Source organism: Flavobacterium sp. CG_9.1 (genome assembly GCF_015751645.1).
GTDB lineage: Bacteria > Bacteroidota > Bacteroidia > Flavobacteriales > Flavobacteriaceae > Flavobacterium > Flavobacterium xanthum.
In genome coordinates this window covers 238374-259018 of the sequence record NZ_JADOVC010000001.1, presented here as the reverse complement: position 1 = coordinate 259018, position 20645 = coordinate 238374, and the positions used below count along the sequence as shown (strand labels likewise).

Below are 20645 nucleotides of genomic sequence, written 5' to 3'. Positions count from 1 at the left end.
TTAAAAGTTTAAAGTTTAAAGTTCCTATAGAAACCTTAAACCTTAAACCTTAAACTTGTAACTATTTTTATCCTCTTATTAAAACCTCATCAATCATTCCGTATGCTTTTGCTTCTTCAGCAATCATCCAATAATCGCGCTCGCTATCCGTATGAACTTTATCAAATGTTTGTCCTGAGTGATGAGAGATAATTTTGTATAACTCATCTTTCAATTTCAACATTTCACGTAAGTTGATTTCCATATCAGTAGCAACTCCTTGCGCTCCGCCTGATGGTTGGTGAATCATTACTCTTGAATGTGGCAATGCCGAACGTTTTCCCGCTGCTCCTGCACATAAAAGAACTGCTCCCATAGAAGCTGCCATTCCAGTACAAATAGTCGCTACATCTGGTTTGATGTATTGCATGGTGTCATAAATTCCTAATCCTGCGTAAACGCTTCCTCCTGGAGAATTCAAATAAATTTGAATATCCTTAGAAGCATCAGCACTTTCCAAGAACAATAACTGTGCTTGAACGATGTTTGCAATTTGGTCATCGATTCCTGTTCCAAGGAATATAATGCGATCCATCATCAGCCTAGAGAAAACGTCTAATTGTGAAATATTCAACTGACGTTCTTCGATGATATATGGAGTCATGTTTTTAGGAGTCATTGCGCCTACGATTTTATCGTAATACATCGAGTTTACGCCGTGGTCCTTTGTAGCAAATTTTTTAAATTCTTTACCGTAGTTCATATTTTATTGTTCTAAGTTTTACGTAATATCTTGTGATTCGATTTAATGCAAAGGTCATACCTATTTCAAAATGATGTCAATATGTCTTATTTTTTAGCCCAGATGGGAGTAAAAAGCTTTTTGAATTCCGTTTTTTAGTTTTTTTATTCTTGCAAAGCGACTGAAAGAAGCTCCTGCAGGAATTTAAAAAACAGAAACGGAAGAAAAAACTTGAAACGTACAGCTGGATTAGCTCCTGAAATTAATTCAAACAAAAGAGCGTCAAAAAAATATTTTTCTGACGCTCAAATATAACTATTTTTTATTGTTTAAAATCTGTAATCAAATCATAAAATTTTAATAATCTCTAGCGCTCTTAGGGCTTTTGACTTTCGAATTTATGACAGTACAAACTCTATTTATTCTCCGTAAGACGCAGCAATAAATTCGTCGTAAGTCACTTCTTTAGTTGTTGGGTTTGCTTTTTCTTTGAACAATTCCAATAATTTCTCTGCCACCACTTGGTCAGAAAGTCTTTTAACCTCGTCTTGGTTAGACAAAACTCTAGCAACAATTCCTTGAACTTCTTCGTCTGTAGGATTTGTTTGTCCGAATTGCGCCATTTGTTGACGGATATTTTTTGTAGTGAATGTTTTCAAATCTTCAAAAGTGATTTTGATATCCGATTGAGCCATAGCCCTACCTTCGATCAATTGAAAACGCAATCCTTTTTCAGAACGTGCATATTCCACTTCAGCTTCCTCAGGAGATAATTTTTTCTCTCCTACAGTTTGCAACCATTTTTTAAGGAATTCAGCCGGTAAATCAAATTTTGTGCTTTCGATTAAAAACTCAGTAACATCCCCTAATAATTTTTGGTCTGCTTGCGTTGCAAATTGAGATTCTGCATCCTCTTTAATTTTAGCTTTCAATTCTTCTAATGAAGAAACTGTTCCAGCTCCAAACAATTTGTCAAACAATTCTTGGTTCAATTCAGCTAATTCAGCGGTGTTGATCGCTTCGATTGTGAAAGCAACATCAACATCTAATGTGTGAACGTCATCATGATTTACTTTCATCACGTCCATCAATTGATGTGCATCTTCAAATAAACCTTTTGTGTTTACCGTAACTACATCACCTACTTTTTTACCTATGAAAAGGTCAAAAGTCGCTTTGTCTTTGAAAAGATCAGCAGCAATAGTGGTAGCGTTATTAATACCTTTTTCTTCGTTTGCGAAAGTTCCTGTAACATCTGAATCAGCAGCAACCACCTCTTGTGGAATGGCTGTTCCAAATTGCTTTTGGATTCTTTCCACTTGACCTTCGATCAATTTAGCATCCGCTGAAACCACATATTTTACGATGTCGTTTTTAGCCTCTAGGTCTAAAGTGAAGTCAGGAACCAAACCAATTTCATATTCAAAAACCAATTCTTCCGCATCCCAAGAAAACGCTTCGTTAACTTTAGGAAGAGGCGTTCCAAGCAAGTTTAGTCTTTCTGATTGTACAAAACGCTCTAGTGCCAAGTCAACTACTTTAGTAACTTCTTCTTGTTTGATCGCTTTACCATATTGTTTTTCAACAAGGTCTTTAGGCACCGCTCCTTTTCTAAACCCTTTAACCGTTGCCAAAGGCATTTTTTCGTTTATTCTTTTTGCTACTTGACCTTTGTAATCCATGTGAACTACAGTCATTACAATCGTCTCGTTTACAGCGTCTATTGCTACTCTTTTGATATCCATCTTCTTCTTTACTTTACATTATAATTTCGGTCTGCAAAATTATAAAATTTTTACCAGCCAACCAAGTTTTTTCCGCCCGAACCTTGTGTATTGAATTCCAACGGATTCTAACGCCAAAATTCTAGGATAATTAGAGTGATTTGGGCGTGCCGCACCTCCGTTTGGCTGCGGTGCGTCAGGCTGTACGTTCCCGCTTTTATGGTTTTGCCCTGCGGGACAAAATCATAAAGAGCTCCACTGCCATCGTTCACGCGGCTTGATGTATGCGACAATAAAATTCTTTGATAATTTGTAATAATTTATTTATATATTTGAAATTAATTATTGCTTAAACAATTATCATACCTATATAATCAAATATGAGTCACTTTGTGTTGTTTTATAGCGCATGTAAACGAGTTAGCAGAAATATCCAGAATAATAGTAGAAGAAAGAAAATTTAAATATATTTGAAAAAAATCATAGTGGAAATTAAATCAGCAAAGCCATTTTTAAGATGGGCAGGCGGAAAAAGATGGCTTAAAAAAGAAATAAACGAGTTAGTTGAAATCAATAACTATGAAAACTACCATGAGCCTTTTGTGGGTGGAGGAGCAATTCTATTTCATTTAAAACCAGCAAATGCTTTTATATCAGATGCAAACAAAGAATTAATTGGTACTTATATTGCAATAAAAGAAAACCCAAATAACGTCATTGAACATCTTAAAAACTTCAGTAAGGATAAAGAATCATACTATTTCATTAGATCACTATCTTTTATAGATGACTTTCAAAAAGCTGCACAATTTATTTATTTGAATCAAATGTCATTTAATGGAATTTATCGAGTTAATGCTAAAGGTGGATATAATGTTCCATATGGTAATAGAGAAAAATATGAATTTGATTATGAAAATATTTTACTAGTAAGTGAGTTTCTACAAAATATAAGAATTCAACATTGTGATTTCCAAGAATCCTTAAATAATGTTAGAGAAAACGACCTTGTTTTTCTAGACCCACCATATACTATTGCTCACAACTTAAATGGTTTTGTCCAATATAATCAAAAAATATTTTCTTTGGATGATCAATATCGTCTAACTGATGCAATTGATAAAATAAAAGAGATTGGAGCGAGTTACATCTTAACAAATGCAGCTCATTCAAAAGTTAGAGAAATATTTGACAAAGAAAATGATACAATTTTAGAAATTTCAAGAGCTAGCGTTGTAGGTGGAAGAAATTCAATTAGAGGTCAATATTCTGAATATTTATTTACAAATTTATAATTTATGGCATTTTTAGATCAGTTCCAAATAGATACAATAAAAGGAAAAATCATAGATGATTTATCGAACTTAGGAAAAACTTATAAATCAAAAAAAGGCAATTATCAACAAATAAGTGTCGATCATTCTCGAGTCGAAGATCACATAAAACAAGGTTGGGAAGAATATGGAAAACCTTTAAAAACAAAAACTTTGCTTCGCAAATCTAAAAGTTATTCTAAAAAATTTGAAGATGATGTTTGGTGTCAATTTTATGAACTAGGATTTAGAAAAATGAATTATGATGAAAATCTGATTTTACCTTTTTCTAAAAATGTAGAGGACAAAAAACAAATTGATGTAATTGCTATTGGAGAAGACACTATTTTTATTATTGAGTGTAAATCTGCTGAAACATCAAAAAAAAGTTCATTTAAAGATGAGTTTGATTTATTAAAAATAAGATTAGATGGGTTTAAAAAAGCATTACTCCAAATATACGGCAATAACTACAAAATAAAATATGTTTTTGCTACTCGAAATTTTAGATTTGATAAAGATAGTATCGATTTAGAAAGACTATATTCTACAAATTCATTCCTATTAGACGACAATGCGTTTGGTTATGTAAATAATTTGATTAAACATTATAAAAAAGCTTGTTTATATCAATTTTTAGGCATGGTGTTTAAAAATGAAAAAATAAATAATGAAAAAATAGAAATTCCAGCTGTTAAAGGCAGTATGGGTAAGAAAACATATTATATGTTTTCAATAGAACCTCATTTGTTATTGAAAACAGGATATGTGCTACATAGAACAAGGGCAAATATTTCTGAATTTCCAACTTATCAAAGATTATTAATACCAAAAAGACTTTCGGGAATATCAAAATTCATAGAAGATGAAGGATATTTCCCAAATTCTGTGATTATTAACTTCAATAGTTCGAAAAATCAAATTCAATTCGAAGCTTCATCAAAATTGGATAGCTCAAATTCTTGCTTTGGAACTTTAAAAATTCCAAATGCCTATGGGATTGCTTATATCATAGATGGGCAACATCGAGTTTATGGTTATGCTGGTACAAAGTATTCTAAAACAAATACAATACCAGTTGTGGCTTTTGAAGGTTTAGAAAGTTTTGAACAATTGAAAATTTTCATGGATATCAATCAAAATCAAAAAGCTGTAAGTCCAAGTTTAAAACTTGACTTAGAAGTTGATTTGAATTGGGATTCAAAAATTTTAGAATATAGAATAAGAGCCTTAAATTCAGCAATTGTAAGAGAATTAGCAAATTCAATTAAAAGTCCTTTGTATAATAAAATTTCAGTTGCTGAAGATAAATTTTTATTGGAATTTAAACCATTTACCACTGCTTTGTCTCATAGTGGATTAATTCCTAAATCAAAAGGAAATAAAATAAAAGAGGATTCAGATTTATACTGTTTGTATGATATTTTAAATCAGAATCATAGCGATGAAATGGAAATTTCAAAGAAAGCTGTTTTTGAACTAATATCGCTTTGTTATGATTTTGTCGAAAATGAATATCTTGAAATATTTAAACGAGAAAAATATTTTATTATTTCAAATAGAGGAACTTATGCATTTATCTGCTCAATTGGAAGTATTAATAATTTTCTTATTGACAATAAATTAATAACTAAAAAGTCAACACCAAAAGAAAGATTTGAAAAAATAGTAAAGTATTTGAGAATTTTATTGGATTCAATTGTTGCTATTAGCAAAGAAGATGAAGTTAAACAATTAAGTTTATTGGGAGCTGGAGCTGATGGAAAATGGTTGCGTTATTTTCAAAGTTTAATCAACAAAGGAGCATCTGAATACAATCCTGAAGAATTGATTGAATGGAATGAAAAACAAAATGAAGAATTACAAAACAAAGGACGTATATACGGAGTTGCGATTGAAAAATATATGAAGAAATCAGTTTTAGTAAAATTACAAGAAATCTTTAAAGACAAATGGGAATTAGAGATAGGAAGCATAAAAAGAAATTGTGTAGGTAGAGCTCTTGAAGAAGATGAAAAAAATCATAAAGAAGGATTAAACAAAGAAAGTGTTGATTGGCAGGACATGTTCAATATTAATGATTACAAGACAATCATTGAGAACAATTGGTCTAAAAAGCCTACCGACGATTTAAATAAAAACTTCATTACATTTGAAAAAGAATTTTCAATTGATATTGGTAATGGTTTTAATAGTAAACTAGAAAAAATAAAATGGATATCTGTTTTTAATTCTCACAGAAACCTTTGGGCACACGAAGGAACAAAAGGTAAAAGGCTAAATAAAATAGAAGTGGAATTTATAGAAAATATTCATGATCATTTCTATAAATAAAAACCCCGCTAGCGCGAGTGTCCCGCTCGTGTCCACAAAAAGAGTTAGAAAAACAAAAGCTAAATCTATGAGCACAAAATATAAATTTGAAGAACGTACAGGAGCTTATTTTGTGAGTTTTGCCACAGTAAATTGGATTTCAAAGAATAAATATGTGGTATAACTTGCGCAAACGTCTCTAACTATTAATTCACAAAAACAATAGCCAAAACTGCTAATTAAAAAGCCTCGAAAAAAATTTTCGAGGCTTTTTAAGTTTGTTCTTTAGAATTGTAGCCCGTAGCGGAATCGAACCGCTCTTACATGGATGAAAACCATGCGCCCTAACTGATAGACGAACGGGCCTTGTTTTTCTATTTCGGATGCAAAAATAGCACTATTTCTGAGATGCACAAAGCCAAACCCAAAAACCTTCAAACAAAAACAGTCGCTATTGAATTCGCAAATTGTAATCATTTCAGTAATACTACCTACCAATAATAGGATTATTTTTTAACAAGCTGATTTTTCAAAGAACAAATCTAAAGTCTAATGCAAACGTCCCGATTGTGAACACAAACAATAAAAAATAATCCTTAATTCACCGAAACTTTTGTACTTTTGAAAGTTTTAATTCAAACTAAATAGATTGAAAACTTATTTAAAATATCTCATTTCCCTCTTTCTGGCTTTTGGCCTGATGGCTTATGATTGTACTTTAGATTCTCCATCAAATTCAGCAGATTATTACCAATTCTCGAACGTAATTCTCAGAAGTGAATTAAACTATAAGCGTTCGAAATTATATATTTTCCATCAAATAAATTCGGCTGAAAATACGGCATTTCTATTTCAGTTAGCTTATCTCCAATTTCAAGATTGCTATACTCTTCAAATGCCGATTCTCTTAAAACTACAGACGCAGCTTTATCAAAAAGTAAGCTTATTTGCAATGCAACACATCTTTATTAATGAGATGCTTACTTCCCAAAATCCTTATAAAAGTTTATACAACGCCTAGAAATTTCTTTCTACGCCTTTATGCAATTCCATGCATAACAAAGATGCCAAATGTCTAATCATTTATCATTTACACCATGTATAAACACAACAACAAAACACGTTTAGAGTCCTCTAAGCGACCTTCTCTTTGGATAAAAAGAAAACTAATGCTATTTATTACCGCCTTTATGATCGGAATGTCAAACGGAATGAAGTTAGGAGATGAAACTGCTCTCAGAAAGCAACACCACACAGAACAACAAGATAAAAAAGATTGATTTTATAAATTATAAATGAGTTGTGAAATAAACAAGCATTTTTAGCTACCCAAGGACAAAAGAAACTACGACTCAAAAAAATGTTTAATAAAATTAAATTAGCTGAGCTTCTATTTCTTGTTTTTCATAAATTAAAAAAGGGAATGTTTTACCATTCCCCTTTTACTTTGTACAAATTTAAAACTAATTGGTAATCGTGATCACACCGGTCATCATACCGTGAAATTCACAGTTGTAGTATAAGGTATTTGGTGCATTTGCAGGCACTACTATTTTTACTGATCCTGATACTGCACCGTTATTTGTAACTCCCGAGCTAAAGGCATTGGTAGTTCCAATACCTTGAACTGTATTTAAATAGAACGGGTGGCCTGGAGTACTCACATTAAAAGTGTAGGTTCCTCCTCTTTTGAACGTAAAGTTAGCATTACTTGAATTTGTTAATCCTTCACCGTTAAAAATATAAGCGCTAGACCCACTATTCGTAACCGTATAGGTTTTTGTTTCGCCAGTTGCAGCACCCGTCCCTACGCTTGAGCCAATATTACCTTGCGCCACTATGGTAGCTAAATCAGCACCACTTAAATGCACATTTACATAAGCAGCAAGCGTTAAAAACTGTGTATATGTCACTGCAGCACCACCAACTAAAGTAGCCACTTGTGTTTTACTAATTCCAGTGTCTCCGTTTACAGGATTCAAACCAGCAATGATATTACCCGATGTAGCAACATTTTTCTCATGGATGTGAGCAGGATGACTTCCTCCAGCAGGTGTACCTACCAATTTAATAGTTACTAAAGTCGTTTGATTCACGCGCTCAGCAAATTCAACCGCACCGTTGATACCCGCAACGTCTTTTTGGGCTAATACATAACTTACCTTTCTACCTGTCAATTCATTCTGACCAATATCGCCTTGGGCAACCAGAGTAGCTAGATTTGTTGCGCTCAAATGAAAGTTAATGTATCCATTAAAAACAAGTACTTGATCGTACCCGAAAGCAGTTCCATTATCTAGTTTAGATACGTTGGTTACACTCAATCCTGTATCTCCATTTACGGGCTTAAAAGAAAAAGCTATTCCGCCTCCTTGAGCAGCTGTATTGGCGTGAATGTGCCCTGGGTGTGACCCGCCAGCTGGGGTGTTTTGTAATTGTACAATCGCTAATGCTTCTCCATTTACTCGTTTGTAAAAAGTAGTAGTACCAGATATTGCTGGAACAGCAACGCTGCCTAAAGGATACACTTTAGAAACTCCAGTAAGGTCATTTTGTCCAATGTCACCTTGCGCCACAAGTGTAGACAATTTATCTGCAGTCAAATGCACATTGATATATCCATCAAAATCAAGCAACGCTTGATAGGTAATTGCGCTGCCATTATCCAATGCTTTAAATGTTGTTGTACTCTTCCCAGTTGCACCATTAACCGATTGTAGCGTAAGCGCTATATCTCCTCCTTCAGCAGCCGTGTTTAAGTGAATGTGCGCGGGATGTAAACCTCCTGCAACTGTATTCTTTAATTCTAACTCAATGCTTAAAGTCGCATCGCTTTTTTCAATAATCGTTGCCGTTCCCGTTACTCCTGAAGTCCCATCTGCTCCCAAATCATAAACTTTTGAGTTTACAACGGTGGGTGCTGGCACATCATCTTTGGTACAACTGCTAAAAATAAAGGGCACTACCATTAATAGTACTACTAATTTTTCTTTAAAATGTTTCATTTTGTTTATAGTTTTTAGGTTATTATTAAACAAACTTAACTCTATTATTTTTTAAATGCAACTATTATTTTGCTGAAATAAATACAATAGGTTTTAAAAGAGTCAGTTACAGCGATTCTTTTAAGAGCTGCTAATTTTAAAAATAGTTAAATAATAATTGATAAAAATCGTAGCTTTACTTATCTGAATCTGTTTTTAGAACGTATCTATAATTCACTACTCTAATCTTTCACTTTAAAAAACTATCTTAGCAGCAGCAATTTTAAAATTCAGTTGCATTATTGGCTAATCAATTCAATTCTTCAAAAAATCATTTATAATGAAATTCATAAAAAACAATTTTTTGCCGCTCTGCTTCATTTTTTCTTCTCTTTTCTCCAATGCACAAACATCTGCTCGTGAAAGCGCAGCGGCTAAAATGGATCCTTTTATTCCAGTATTAGAATACCCATTAATAAAAGGATCCAAGTGGACTGGCGTAATACCGGTAAAAAATGCAACCGATATCCCCGAAGCCAAGACGGTGTACAAATTACTTTTTGATCTTACCCAAAACGGTACGACCACTGGCATGGCTGACAAACCAAACGAAGGGCTGGAAGAAATAGCACGGATTTTAAATCTACATGCGGCGGCCGGCATTCAGCCAAAAAACCTAAAATCTGTCGTAATTGTGCATTCGGCTGCTATTTTATCCGTTTTGAATAGTGCAGCCTATGAGAAAAAATTCAACTGTGCGAATCCCAATGCTGATTTGATAGATCAAATGCAAAAAGTTGGAGTGCATTTTGTTCTTTGCGGACAGACGTTGAATCTTAGAGGTATTGATGGAGCCGAATTGTATAAGAACATATTCATTGCTGAGTCAGCAAAGGTGGCCTTGACAAAATACCTAACTGCTGGATATGTCTCATTTGCGATCAGTGGGGCTCATTAACTAATGTACTTTGCATCCCAATAAAAGTAAAACAGAAATAATTTGGCACGGCTCCTGTTACAATCAAAAGCGCACTTTGTCAGCGTCTTACTCGCGCGAACCACCACCATTAAAATGACTCTTTCTAAATGAAATCAATTGACAAACTAGCTTGGATAGAATTACAAAACAAATCCATTCTTTCTACAAAAAGTTATGGAAAAGACAAATATTATATTCCAGGCGGCAAAAGAGAAATAGGAGAAACAGACCAGCAAGCATTAGCTCGAGAAATTCAAGAAGAGCTAACGGTTCATATTGACACAAACAAATTGACGTACTTTGGTGTATTTGAGGCTCAAGCACATGGACATCCAGCAGGTGTTCTGGTAAAAATGACTTGCTACTCTGGCTCGTATTCTGGCGAATTGCAAGCCAGTTCAGAAATTGAAGAAATTAGGTGGCTTAAATACGCTGACAAAGACAAAATTTCAGAAGTGGATCAATTGATTTTTGACGCATTAAAACAGCAGGATTTATTGGATTGATAACACTACTCAGCCATGACGGCGCACATGCAACGCAAGCCGCTTCAGGGTAATTCCATGATTAGATAAACTAAACTCTTTTAAATTATTGGCGCAAAGCAAGCGAGAGATTAAACATAATTAGAACAAAACAACTACATTGACCATTATCATAAATAGTCAATTAATGAACTGTAAATTTTGAAACACATTCCTAAAATCAATGCATTTTATTGGGCATTAATTATCAGTGCCAATACCATGGGAGAAAATGCAGGGGATTTAATCTCTCAAACTTTTAATTTGGGTTACGGCGGCGGAACAGTTGCCTTGCTCATTCTGTTCCTTATTGTATTAAGCATTTCCATATATTCAAAAAACCAAAAACCACTTCTATATTGGACCGTAATAACAGTAGCAAGTACATTAGGCACTACTATTTCCGACTTTCTTTCCAGAACCTTATCGGTGACTTATTTAGGGGTAACGCAGGAAACAGGATATATTTATGCCACCGTTTTGTTAGTTTTTGCATTGGCCTTCACTTTTGGCATTTGGAAATGGTATTCCAAAACAGATACGATTGAAGGTGGATTGAGTAAAAGAACTGAATTTTTATATTGGCTGGCTATTTTGACGTCCAGCACACTAGGTACAGCATTTGGTGATTTATTAGCCCACGACACGCCTTTGGGTTTTGCCGGCGGAACGTTACTTTTAGTAGGCCTACTGATGGTTGTTGTTTTACTGGTGTTCTTTACTACAGTAGCAAGAGCACTTTTATACTGGTTGGCTATCATTTTGACACACCCAATTGGCGCGACAATGGGCGACTATTTGACAAAACCAGAAGGAATGAATCTAGGAAATATAAAGGCAAGTCTGGTTTTAGTCTTTGTTTTTATTGTTGTAATTGCAACCGGTAAATTAGTTCTTAAAAAACAACCCGCATAAAAAACACATAATCATTGTGTCATAAGAAAAGATTGTACTGCAATTAGCGTACTTGTGATAACCATTTCTAAACCAAATTCATTCTCTTAATTACATTTATCTTCCCAGTGAAGTAAGAATAGTGTACTCAAAGAACTAAGAACAGAAATTAATGCCTGCTAAAATGCCAGTTCTGGAAACTCTTTTTGACAGGAAACAAAAGCAATCCTTTATTTTTTTATAATATTAATTGGTATATTTGATAAAACGAGGAAAGACGACTCTTTTTTAGACTTATCTACCCGAAGTAATCCTAAATAAGCAGCACTTTATTGGAAAAATCCAAAAACAAGGACAAGCTGATCTAAAATTTTTATCAAAAAAAAGAGTAATGAAGTTATCGAAACTATTTAAAGAATTTTACGAAAGTGAAAAAGCAAGAGGTATAATTCTACTGATTGTTACCATTATTTCTCTTTTGTTGGCTAATTCTCCCATTCAGTCGAGCTACATTGGCTTTTGGCAATTCGATGTTGGTGGACACAGTATCACCCATTGGATAAATGATGGATTGATGGCAATTTTCTTTTTACTTATTGGTTTGGAACTGGAACGCGAAATTTACAAAGGCGAACTCTCGGATATAAAAAACGCTTCTTTTCCTCTCATTGGTGCTATGGGCGGTTTTCTACTTCCTGCGGCTATTTTTCTTTTATTCAATTATGGCACAGCTACGCAATCAGGAGCAGGAATTCCCATGGCAACGGATATTGCATTTGCCATAGGAATTTTATCCTTATTAGGGAATCGAATACCCATTTCACTAAAAATATTTCTTACAGCATTAGCTGTTATAGACGATCTGATAGCAATAATAGTGATCGCTATTTTTTATACCAAAACGATCATTTGGACTAACCTATTGATCGCATTAGCGCTATTCAGTATTTTGCTTTTACTGAACCGTCTTAAAGTTAAAAATCTAATTCCCTACCTACTTGGGGGTATTGCCATGTGGTATTTTATGTATAATTCAGGGGTTCATGCTACAATTACGGGCGTTTTACTGGCTTTCGCCATACCCTTTGGTAACGGAGATAAAAATTCGACCTCCTATATTTTACAACACGTTTTACATAAGCCTGTGGCATTTATAATTTTACCTCTTTTTGCGATTGCTAATACTTGTATTGCAATAGGAGCTGATTGGCAAGATGGATTAGAAGAAGCCAACAGTATTGGAATCATTGCAGGTCTTATCATAGGAAAGCCCTTGGGTATTTTTGCTTTTGCTTTTTTGGGGGCTTCATTCGGACTTTGCAAACTTCCTGAAGACTTAAAATGGAAAAATATTATTGGCGTAGGACTTTTGGGTGGGATAGGATTTACAATGTCCATTTTTATAACCATCCTTGCTTATGAAGATGCAAACCTTATTAACAGTTCCAAAATAGCGATTATAATTGCTTCACTTACCGCAGGAATTATAGGGTTTTTATTTCTAAAGATGACCTTAAAAACACGATAGCCCGCAGTTACAAATCATCGTTATAGCAGTTAGCATGGCCTGGCTTGACATTGCCCCCTGACTTTTTATAAATTTATAACACCATTACCCCTGAAAATGTTGTGGTGTTTTTTGTTGATTCTATTTTGTGTTTTGCAGCAGTATTTCTTTCTAAAATAACAACATGAACACGACACATACCGATTGTATCATCATAGGAGCTGGCTTATCCGGAATAGGCGCTGCCTGTCATTTGTCCCGTAAAAATCCCGATAAAACCTATGTGATTTTAGAAGCAAGAGCGGAACTTGGAGGCACCTGGAGTTTGTTTAAATACCCGGGAATCCGTTCTGATTCGGATATGTATACTTTTGGATATTCCTTTAAAATATGGGAAGACCAAAAATCGTTCGCAGACGGACCTTCTATCTTGAAATACCTGAATGAAGCGGCCGACGAATATCAAGTAAGAGATCATATCCGATACCAACAAAGTGCCGTTTCGTATAACTTTGATACCAAAGAAAAATTATGGACGGTAACTACTGTAAACAGTTCCACAGCGGAACAAACAGTGTACACGTGCCAGTTTATCTTTAGCTGCAGCGGTTACTATAATTACAGCAAAGGCTACACCCCCGAATTTAAGGACCAATCGCATTTTGAAGGTCAAATAATCCATCCTCAACAATGGCCTGATAAATTAGCTGTTGCCAATAAAAAAGTGGTAGTAATTGGAAGTGGAGCCACAGCGGTTACCATCGTACCTGAACTTGCTACCGAAGGAGCTCAGGTTGTAATGTTGCAGCGATCGCCAACTTATATTGCTGCCTTGCCCAATAAAGACAAGATCGCCGCCCGATTGAAACGCCTATTCCCAAAAAAAATAGCATACAGGCTAATCCGCTACAAGAATATTTTCTACTCGATTATCTTTTTTAATCTCTGCAAGTTATTTCCAGAAGCGATGAAAAACTTCATCATCAAAGGTGCTAAAAAAGGCTTAGGTGACTTTCCAGTAGACCCTCATTTTATTCCCAACTACAACCCGTGGGAACAGCGTTTTTGCATTGCCCCAAACGGAGATTTTTTTAGAGCCATCAGGAAAGGGAAAGCGACAGTGGTTACAGACCATATCGATCGTTTCTTACCCCATGGGATTTTATTAAAATCGGGCGAGACATTAGCGGCTGATATTATCATCACGGCAACAGGACTTAATTTATTGGCCTTCGGAGGAGTGAAAATTCTGCTGGATTCAGAGCCCTTTGATGTTTCTAAATCTTTTGTTTATAAAGGCCTAATGTTAAGTGACCTGCCCAACTTCTTTATTTTTGTGGGCTATACCAATGCGTCGTGGACGTTGAAAAGTGACTTAACCAGCGAATATATTTCACGGGTTTTAAAATATTTAGACAAACACAATTACAAAGCGGTAGAAGCAAAAGTAATTGAGACCGATTTAAAACCCGTTCCACTACTTAACCTGAACTCAGGATACATAAACAGGGCAGCAAATACACTTCCTAGTCAAGGCAATAAAGCCCCATGGCGCATTTATCAAAACTATGTTTTGGATTATAAAATGCTTCGCCTAGATTCCGTTAAAGACAAACGCCTTCGCTTTTTTTAAAAAGGGAGCTGAAACAAGAGTACCAAAAAAAAGCTATGACATCACATCATAGCTTTTCTTATTTTTAAAACATACGTTAAGCAATTACTCCTTTTGTCTGAAATTTGCCTAAAACTATAACCTCAGCTGTACAAAGTTCCCTGACTCTGAATTGTCAAAAAAACTGCCTTATTTTGTATTAGCACTATTCATCATTGGCATTCCTTTGTTATCCATCATTTTCATGCTTGATTGCATGCACTCTTTACTCATCATGCCTCCTTGCTGCATCATTTGTATCATAGCAGTCATGGTTTTGCCGTCCTTCATCATTTCACCCATCATGGATTGCATCATTTCTGGATTAGCCATTGTTCCCTGCATGAAATTTTTTGTCATCACGCTGTCTTTCATCATCATTTGCATTCCGTTACCACCCATCATATTACCCATCATCATTTTATTTCCTTGCATCATGTGCATGGCCTCTGGATTACTCTGCATGTTTCCCATAAATTCTGTCATAAAATCAGGATTACTGGCAATGGCGTCAAAAATTTCAGTCCTTGATTCCGAGTTTTCAAGAATTGCTTTACTGTCCGTTTTTTGGTTACAACTGCTTAATGCTACCAAACTGATAACCGAAAAAATAATTGCTATTGTTCTCATACTATTTAATTTTAATTAATGATTACTATTTATTAATTAGCCTACTAGTAAAATTTATTTTCTTTTTCTGTATCGGTGCGCTACCGCTAATAATATCAATGCAAAAATCAATATTGAGCCCCACCAAAACCAATGCATTCCCATAAATGAGTAGCCATCCATATGCATTCCTCCATGTCCTGTATTATCCATAATTTCAAGGTATTAGTGTTAAAAAATTAATGATGGGCTTTATGATCTTCTTTCTTTTCCATTTTTTTATCCATCGATTTCATTTTACTGCTATCCATTTTTTCTGCCTTCATTTTCTCCATCATCTGCATCATTTCTGGATTATCCATCATAGATTTACACATGTCGGACATCATAGTATCATCATTTTTAGCTTTTTCCATCATGCCTTTCATCATGCCTTTCATCATTTCTGGATTATCCGCCATCATTTTCATCATTTCTGGCATCATGCTTTTCATCATTCCAGGATTTTCTTTCATCATCCCCATCATTTTAGCATGATTTTCTTTCATCATTTCCGGATTATTCTTCATCATGTCTGCCATCATGCCTTTCATCATTTCAGGATTGCCCATCATCATTTTCATCATTTCGGGCATCATGCTTTTCATCATTTCGGGATCCTCTTTCATCATCTCCATCATTTTAGCATGATTTTCTTTCATCATCATCATTTTTCCGCTTTTACTGCTCATCAACGCGCCCATCATCTCTTTTGACATCATTTCGTCATTGGCGATAGTGTTCATGATTTCGGCTCTCTTATCTGATTTTGAGAGTACTTGATTCGTTGACTGACAGGAATACAATAGTCCAATCAATCCAAATGCGAATGCAAATTTTTGTAGTGTTTTCATGGTGTTTTATTTTAAAGATTAAAAATTTTATATTAAACGTAAACTTTACTGCGCTACAACTTCAAATTTCGCAGTCGCACTGCATTTATACTATCGGAAACTGAACTAAGGCTCATCGCTAATGCGGCAATCATTAAAGAAGTCATTCAAAAGCGAGTTAAACCAATGTATTTATGACTAAATACAACAACATTTAAAACCATAACCAGATGCACGATTATAAACGAAAAAGCTATTAGTAATTCAAATTTCACATTAAGCTTATCCTTTGAGTGTGAATCGTTTTGCTCAATAGTTTTATTTTTTTAATAAACGTTCATAATTGCTAGTGGATTTAATTGTTGGATAACGTCTTTTTTATAATTGTTTTATTATTTAAAGTGTTTTAAAAACTTATTATAGCAGCACTAAACTAGCAAACCTAGGCGTTTTAATCACTTCATATATAGTCTAGTTTAACATACACGTTCTTACAGCATTTTCCCTGTCATTAGATCAATTCCTTTTGTGATCTTTATTCACTGTCGATGTCACAGGAAACAAAAAGGATGTTTTTTTTTAGAGCGATTCAATTAAACTTCCATTTTTGAAAGCAAAATGTTAAATATTTTTTCTTTTTAATAATTAACATTTAACCCAAAACCCACTCCCATATCACTATCGTAATGGGTGGTGATTCCAAGATTTTTACCTACAATATATTTTAATCCTGCCATGTATTCTTTATCAGTATTAACCATAAAGGCCGCTCGCAGTCGTTTGGAAACTGGTATATCTTCCCGCATCAACTGAAAACGAACATTCCCATCATGATACACTTCAGCTTGTGCAGTTATTAGTAGTGGCAGTGTGTAACTAAAACCTAAACTTACTTGAATACGTTTGTCTTTAGTGCTCTTTTGACCAAAAACATTTTTCTCTACTTCATTATAACCTAGCTTTCTGTATCGAGCATCAAAACCAATAAAGGGCATAAACCATTGGTTTCTTCCAATGTATCTACCTATATGTGCTTCTGATTCATAACCATGATCATCATGATATCCTAAGCGCCATTCTGTAGCAAAACTCCAACGCGCATTTTGTACCATTGCTTGCCCATCATTTCCGTTAGTAGCAAAATCATTTTCTGCCATAAAATGCAGTCCGTTACTTTCTGATTGCAACTTTTTATAGACTACTGCTTTGTTGGGTAAATAGGGGTTTGGTTGCGAATTTTCATAGCTAAACACTCTATTCATACCTGCCATCATGTGATAGAGAATGTGGCAATGAAAGAACCAGTCGCCATCAGCATTTGCTGCAAATTCAATCACATCTGTTTCCATAGGCATGATATCCAATACATTTTTTAATGGAGCGTAGTCCCCTTGTCCGTTTAACACTCTAAAATCGTGTCCATGCAAGTGCATTGGGTGACGCATCATAGAATTATTGAACAACGTGATGCGAACAATTTCTCCTTTTTTAATTAAAATTTTATCTACTTCTGAAAGTACTTTATTATCCATACTCCACACATACCGATTCATATTCCCTGTTAATTCGAACCGTATTTCTCGAACAGGAGCGTTTTTGTCAAGTGTAGTATTCGTAGGAGATTTTAGCATTCCATAATTCAAGGTAGTGATATCGCTATTCATTACATGTTTTGAATGGTCCATTCCAGCATCCATTTTCATTGGCTCTTTGTCCGATTTAGAATGGTCCATTCCAGCATCCATTTTCATTGGCTCTTTGTCTGATTTAGAATGGTCCATTCCAGCATCCATTTTCATTGACTTCTTGTCTGCAACCCCAACTATTTCTGGATACATCACCGTATTCATATCCATTTTTTGCATAGACATGTCCATTCCCATGTCATTCATAGTTCCGTCCATATTCATCATGTTATTCATCATCTTCATGCCTTCAAAATATTTTAGTTTTGGCATTGGACTAATTAATTGTTTAATCCCTTGACCAATATAAATTGATGCTGATTTAGTTCTGTCTTCAGGCGTAGCTGAAAATTCATACGAAGCATTTCCAGCAGGAATTGTAACAATGACATCATAAGTCTCAGAAACGCCAATGATTAATCGATCCACTTCTAAAGGTTCGACATCATTGCCATCATTAGCCACTACAGTCATTTTTCCACCGGCATAGTTTAACCAAAAATAAGATGAGGCGCCACCATTAGAAATTCGTAAACGTACTTTATCACCTGCTTTAAATTGCGAAAGTTGACTTTCATTCTGTCCGTTTATTAAAAATTTATCGTAGTAGATATCACTTACATCCATGGCCAACATTCGTTTCCATTCGTTGGTTAATTTGGTTTGGAAATGTCCTGCCTTAATTGCTTCGGCATAACTTTGCGTGGTTCCTTTTTTAATAGCAAACCAATCGGAAGCATTGTGCAACATCCGATGCACATTCTCCGGTTTATAATCGGTCCATTCGCTTAAAATTACCGGGATTTGCGGAATATCATCTATTCCATTTCTAAAGGTTGGATCATCTGATTTTTTATTTAAAATCATAGAACCGTACATTCCTATTTGCTCTTGCAAACCACTATGGCTGTGGTACCAGTGTGTTCCTGATTGAATTATTGGAAATTTATACACAAATTCCGCTCCTGGTTCAATAGGCATTTGCGTCAAAAAAGGCACACCATCTTCTTTATTAGGCAACATCAAACCATGCCAGTGTAAAGAGGTCGACTCTTTCAGATGATTGTAAACATGAATTTCGGCAGTATCACCTTCAGTAAAAGTTAATGTAGGCATAGGAATTTGTCCATTTACCGCAATAGCTCTTTTTTCTTTGCCTGAAAAATTGACAATCGTATCGCGAACATGTAGGTCGTAGCGAATTGTTCTTGGCGGCGCACTTTTAACTACTTTTTTAACAATCCCTTCTTTGACCGTCGTATTTGTTCCAGAAACAGTAGCATGATTACCATGAATAGCATCCGTTGCTGCTTTAGACTCAACAGTCTTTGCTTTTACTGATACCGCTGCTTTTAGTAGTGGTTTTGCCGCCTGCTTTTTTCGCACCGATTTTTTTACCGGTTTTGCTTTCTCTTTGATTAAATCCATCCCACATTTAGGACATTTACCAGGTTCCTTCGCATGTATTTCTGGGTGCATAACACAAGTATAAGTTGTGGGCTGTTCTTGCTGTTCCTTTACACTTTTTGATACATTAACATACTGTGCTTGCGCAACAGAATAAAAAATCAATAGGAACATTGCTATTATTATTCTTCTCATTTTGATAATTCTATGGGATACTAATTATTTTATTTTTCTGAACTAACTGAAGATTATTGGTGCAAAAGCAACAAATACCAATACTGAAACGTACCAATATAGTTGCATTTCACCGCTATCATCAGAGGCATCATGATTCATCATTGATACTAAAAGCTACTGTTGCGCTTTAGGATTTTCTTTTTTTCCATTTTTTTTCTATCGTTTTCATTTTACTCTTTTCCATTTTTTCTTTTATTGAACATTTCTGCATTATCCACCATCGATTTGCACATTCCGCACATCATCTTATTATCAATCTTTAGCTTTCTCCAACATTTCTGATATTATATTTTTGATCATTTCTAAATTATCTTGCATCATTTTGATCCTTCCTGACATCATACTTTCATCATAGTCATCATTTTGGCATGATTCGCCTTGACCATTATCATTTCCATTTCCTGCTTCATCATTTTACCCTTTTGCGACTCATTAGTATTCCCATCATATCTTTGGACATACTATTGTCATTTGCAATTTCATTCCATATTCCCAATCTCTTGTATGATTTTGAAAGAACCTGATGCGTTGATTGAAAAGAATAAAAAAGACCAACTAGGCAAAGCACTAACGTTACTTTTAAAGCGGTCTTCATGATTTTCCTAAAATTATAACCGTTTTATATTTCCATTATATAAGCTATAATTTCCTTATTTTGAGCACAAACTACTGCTGTCATTTTGTTTTTTTTCGTACAATTTCAACAGAACAATTGGCATGTAATGCTACAGATTGTGAGACCGACCCTAATAAAAAACGATCAATCATACCATAACCGTGCGATCCAAGGACAATTAAATCTGCGTCAAACTTTTCGGCCTCTTCAACAATAATAGTTTTGGCCACCCCTTCTATTATTGAAGTTACAATTGAAAGTTCTGGTTTTTTATTTCTAATAATTTTTAAAGCTTCAGCAACAGCATTATCTGCGAATTTTGATGAATTTATCTCTTCATCGTCGTAATGTTCAGTCAGCACACCCATAGGAGCCAAGTTCATTAATTTTGTTCCTTCATAAACTGAAATGATTTTCACTGTGGTATTGGAAGGCAAAGGCCTACTTGCAAACTCCTTAATCATTGCTAGACTAAAAGGAGAACCGTCGGTGGCTAAAATTATTTTCATTTGACTAATTTTTTAATTAATTATTTACAATCAGATCGTTACAAAGTAATACTAAAATATAAAGTTAACCTTTTGGCAACAGAATCAGCTGCGATTTGAT

The 20645-nt window shown here is 34.7% G+C and carries 15 protein-coding genes and 1 tRNA gene; 7 read left to right on the top strand and 9 right to left on the bottom strand.

Going from position 1 to position 20645, the window contains the following annotated elements; genetic code table 11:
- Positions 1 to 67: 67 nt before the first annotated feature.
- Together clpP and IWX83_RS01140 are read right to left on the bottom strand one after the other, a co-directional pair.
- Positions 68 to 742, bottom strand: coding sequence for an ATP-dependent Clp endopeptidase proteolytic subunit ClpP (clpP, locus tag IWX83_RS01145; protein ID WP_073351820.1), 675 nt, complete (start codon positions 740 to 742; stop codon positions 68 to 70).
- 398 nt (positions 743 to 1140) lie between these two features.
- The gene (locus IWX83_RS01140) at positions 1141 to 2466 is read right to left on the bottom strand and encodes a trigger factor (protein WP_196827060.1); all 1326 of its coding nucleotides are present in this window, start codon (positions 2464 to 2466) and stop codon (positions 1141 to 1143) included.
- 449 nt (positions 2467 to 2915) lie between these two features.
- On the opposite strand from IWX83_RS01140, the gene IWX83_RS01135 reads away from it, so the two are divergent.
- Together IWX83_RS01135 and IWX83_RS01130 are read left to right on the top strand one after the other, a co-directional pair.
- On the top strand, positions 2916 to 3740 hold the full coding sequence (locus tag IWX83_RS01135) for a Dam family site-specific DNA-(adenine-N6)-methyltransferase (RefSeq protein ID WP_231379739.1): 825 nt from the start codon (positions 2916 to 2918) through the stop codon (positions 3738 to 3740).
- Between the two features lie 3 nt (positions 3741 to 3743).
- Positions 3744 to 6092: a DGQHR domain-containing protein gene (locus tag IWX83_RS01130; RefSeq protein ID WP_196827059.1), complete on the top strand. Its 2349-nt coding sequence runs from the start codon at positions 3744 to 3746 to the stop codon at positions 6090 to 6092.
- A gap of 273 nt (positions 6093 to 6365) precedes the next feature.
- Here the strand turns inward: IWX83_RS01130 and IWX83_RS01125 are convergent.
- A tRNA-Glu gene (locus IWX83_RS01125) sits at positions 6366 to 6437 on the bottom strand.
- A gap of 1097 nt (positions 6438 to 7534) precedes the next feature.
- Positions 7535 to 9076 carry a hypothetical protein gene (locus IWX83_RS01115; RefSeq protein ID WP_196827056.1) on the bottom strand — a complete coding sequence of 514 codons (1542 nt, stop codon included), beginning with the start codon at positions 9074 to 9076 and terminating at the stop codon, positions 7535 to 7537.
- Between the two features lie 343 nt (positions 9077 to 9419).
- On the opposite strand from IWX83_RS01115, the gene IWX83_RS01110 reads away from it, so the two are divergent.
- The 5 genes from IWX83_RS01110 (at position 9420) to IWX83_RS01090 (ending at position 14592) form a co-directional block, all read left to right on the top strand.
- Entirely contained in the window at positions 9420 to 10013 is a 594-nt protein-coding gene (locus IWX83_RS01110; protein WP_196827054.1) for a DsrE family protein, read from the top strand.
- 128 nt (positions 10014 to 10141) lie between these two features.
- Entirely contained in the window at positions 10142 to 10540 is a 399-nt protein-coding gene (locus IWX83_RS01105) for an NUDIX domain-containing protein (protein ID WP_196827053.1), read from the top strand.
- Between the two features lie 180 nt (positions 10541 to 10720).
- The gene (locus IWX83_RS01100; RefSeq protein ID WP_196827052.1) at positions 10721 to 11473 is read left to right on the top strand and encodes a hypothetical protein; all 753 of its coding nucleotides are present in this window, start codon (positions 10721 to 10723) and stop codon (positions 11471 to 11473) included.
- Positions 11474 to 11843: 370 nt separating this feature from the next.
- Positions 11844 to 12980 (top strand): Na+/H+ antiporter NhaA, encoded by a 1137-nt coding sequence (nhaA, locus tag IWX83_RS01095; RefSeq protein WP_196827050.1) that lies wholly within the window; start codon positions 11844 to 11846, stop codon positions 12978 to 12980.
- A 163-nt stretch (positions 12981 to 13143) separates the two neighbouring features.
- Positions 13144 to 14592, top strand: coding sequence for an NAD(P)/FAD-dependent oxidoreductase (locus tag IWX83_RS01090; RefSeq protein WP_196827048.1), 1449 nt, complete (start codon positions 13144 to 13146; stop codon positions 14590 to 14592).
- A gap of 168 nt (positions 14593 to 14760) precedes the next feature.
- Here IWX83_RS01090 and IWX83_RS01085 read toward each other — a convergent pair whose 3' ends face one another.
- The 5 genes from IWX83_RS01085 to IWX83_RS01065 form a co-directional block, all read right to left on the bottom strand.
- On the bottom strand, positions 14761 to 15240 hold the full coding sequence (locus IWX83_RS01085) for a hypothetical protein (protein WP_196827046.1): 480 nt from the start codon (positions 15238 to 15240) through the stop codon (positions 14761 to 14763).
- Positions 15241 to 15458: 218 nt separating this feature from the next.
- Positions 15459 to 16112, bottom strand: coding sequence for a membrane or secreted protein (locus tag IWX83_RS01080; RefSeq protein ID WP_196827045.1), 654 nt, complete (start codon positions 16110 to 16112; stop codon positions 15459 to 15461).
- 617 nt (positions 16113 to 16729) lie between these two features.
- The gene (locus IWX83_RS01075; protein WP_231379737.1) at positions 16730 to 19378 is read right to left on the bottom strand and encodes a multicopper oxidase domain-containing protein; all 2649 of its coding nucleotides are present in this window, start codon (positions 19376 to 19378) and stop codon (positions 16730 to 16732) included.
- Positions 19379 to 19829: 451 nt separating this feature from the next.
- Positions 19830 to 20015, bottom strand: coding sequence for a hypothetical protein (locus IWX83_RS01070; protein ID WP_196827043.1), 186 nt, complete (start codon positions 20013 to 20015; stop codon positions 19830 to 19832).
- 80 nt (positions 20016 to 20095) lie between these two features.
- The gene (locus IWX83_RS01065; RefSeq protein WP_196827041.1) at positions 20096 to 20545 is read right to left on the bottom strand and encodes a universal stress protein; all 450 of its coding nucleotides are present in this window, start codon (positions 20543 to 20545) and stop codon (positions 20096 to 20098) included.
- Positions 20546 to 20645: the final 100 nt, after the last annotated feature.

Bases quoted from the DNA above. Each gene is read 5' to 3' on its own strand.
- clpP (WP_073351820.1), bottom strand. From the start codon at position 742: ATGAACTACGGTAAAGAATTTAAAAAATTTGCTACAAAGGACCACGGC.
- IWX83_RS01140 (WP_196827060.1), bottom strand. From the start codon at position 2,466: ATGGATATCAAAAGAGTAGCAATAGACGCTGTAAACGAGACGATTGTA.
- IWX83_RS01130 (WP_196827059.1), top strand. From the start codon at position 3,744: ATGGCATTTTTAGATCAGTTCCAAATAGATACAATAAAAGGAAAAATC.
- IWX83_RS01115 (WP_196827056.1), bottom strand. From the start codon at position 9,076: ATGAAACATTTTAAAGAAAAATTAGTAGTACTATTAATGGTAGTGCCC.
- IWX83_RS01105 (WP_196827053.1), top strand. From the start codon at position 10,142: ATGAAATCAATTGACAAACTAGCTTGGATAGAATTACAAAACAAATCC.
- nhaA (WP_196827050.1), top strand. From the start codon at position 11,844: ATGAAGTTATCGAAACTATTTAAAGAATTTTACGAAAGTGAAAAAGCA.
- IWX83_RS01090 (WP_196827048.1), top strand. From the start codon at position 13,144: ATGAACACGACACATACCGATTGTATCATCATAGGAGCTGGCTTATCC.
- IWX83_RS01085 (WP_196827046.1), bottom strand. From the start codon at position 15,240: ATGAGAACAATAGCAATTATTTTTTCGGTTATCAGTTTGGTAGCATTA.
- IWX83_RS01080 (WP_196827045.1), bottom strand. From the start codon at position 16,112: ATGAAAACACTACAAAAATTTGCATTCGCATTTGGATTGATTGGACTA.
- IWX83_RS01075 (WP_231379737.1), bottom strand. From the start codon at position 19,378: ATGAGAAGAATAATAATAGCAATGTTCCTATTGATTTTTTATTCTGTT.
- IWX83_RS01070 (WP_196827043.1), bottom strand. From the start codon at position 20,015: ATGAAGACCGCTTTAAAAGTAACGTTAGTGCTTTGCCTAGTTGGTCTT.
- IWX83_RS01065 (WP_196827041.1), bottom strand. From the start codon at position 20,545: ATGAAAATAATTTTAGCCACCGACGGTTCTCCTTTTAGTCTAGCAATG.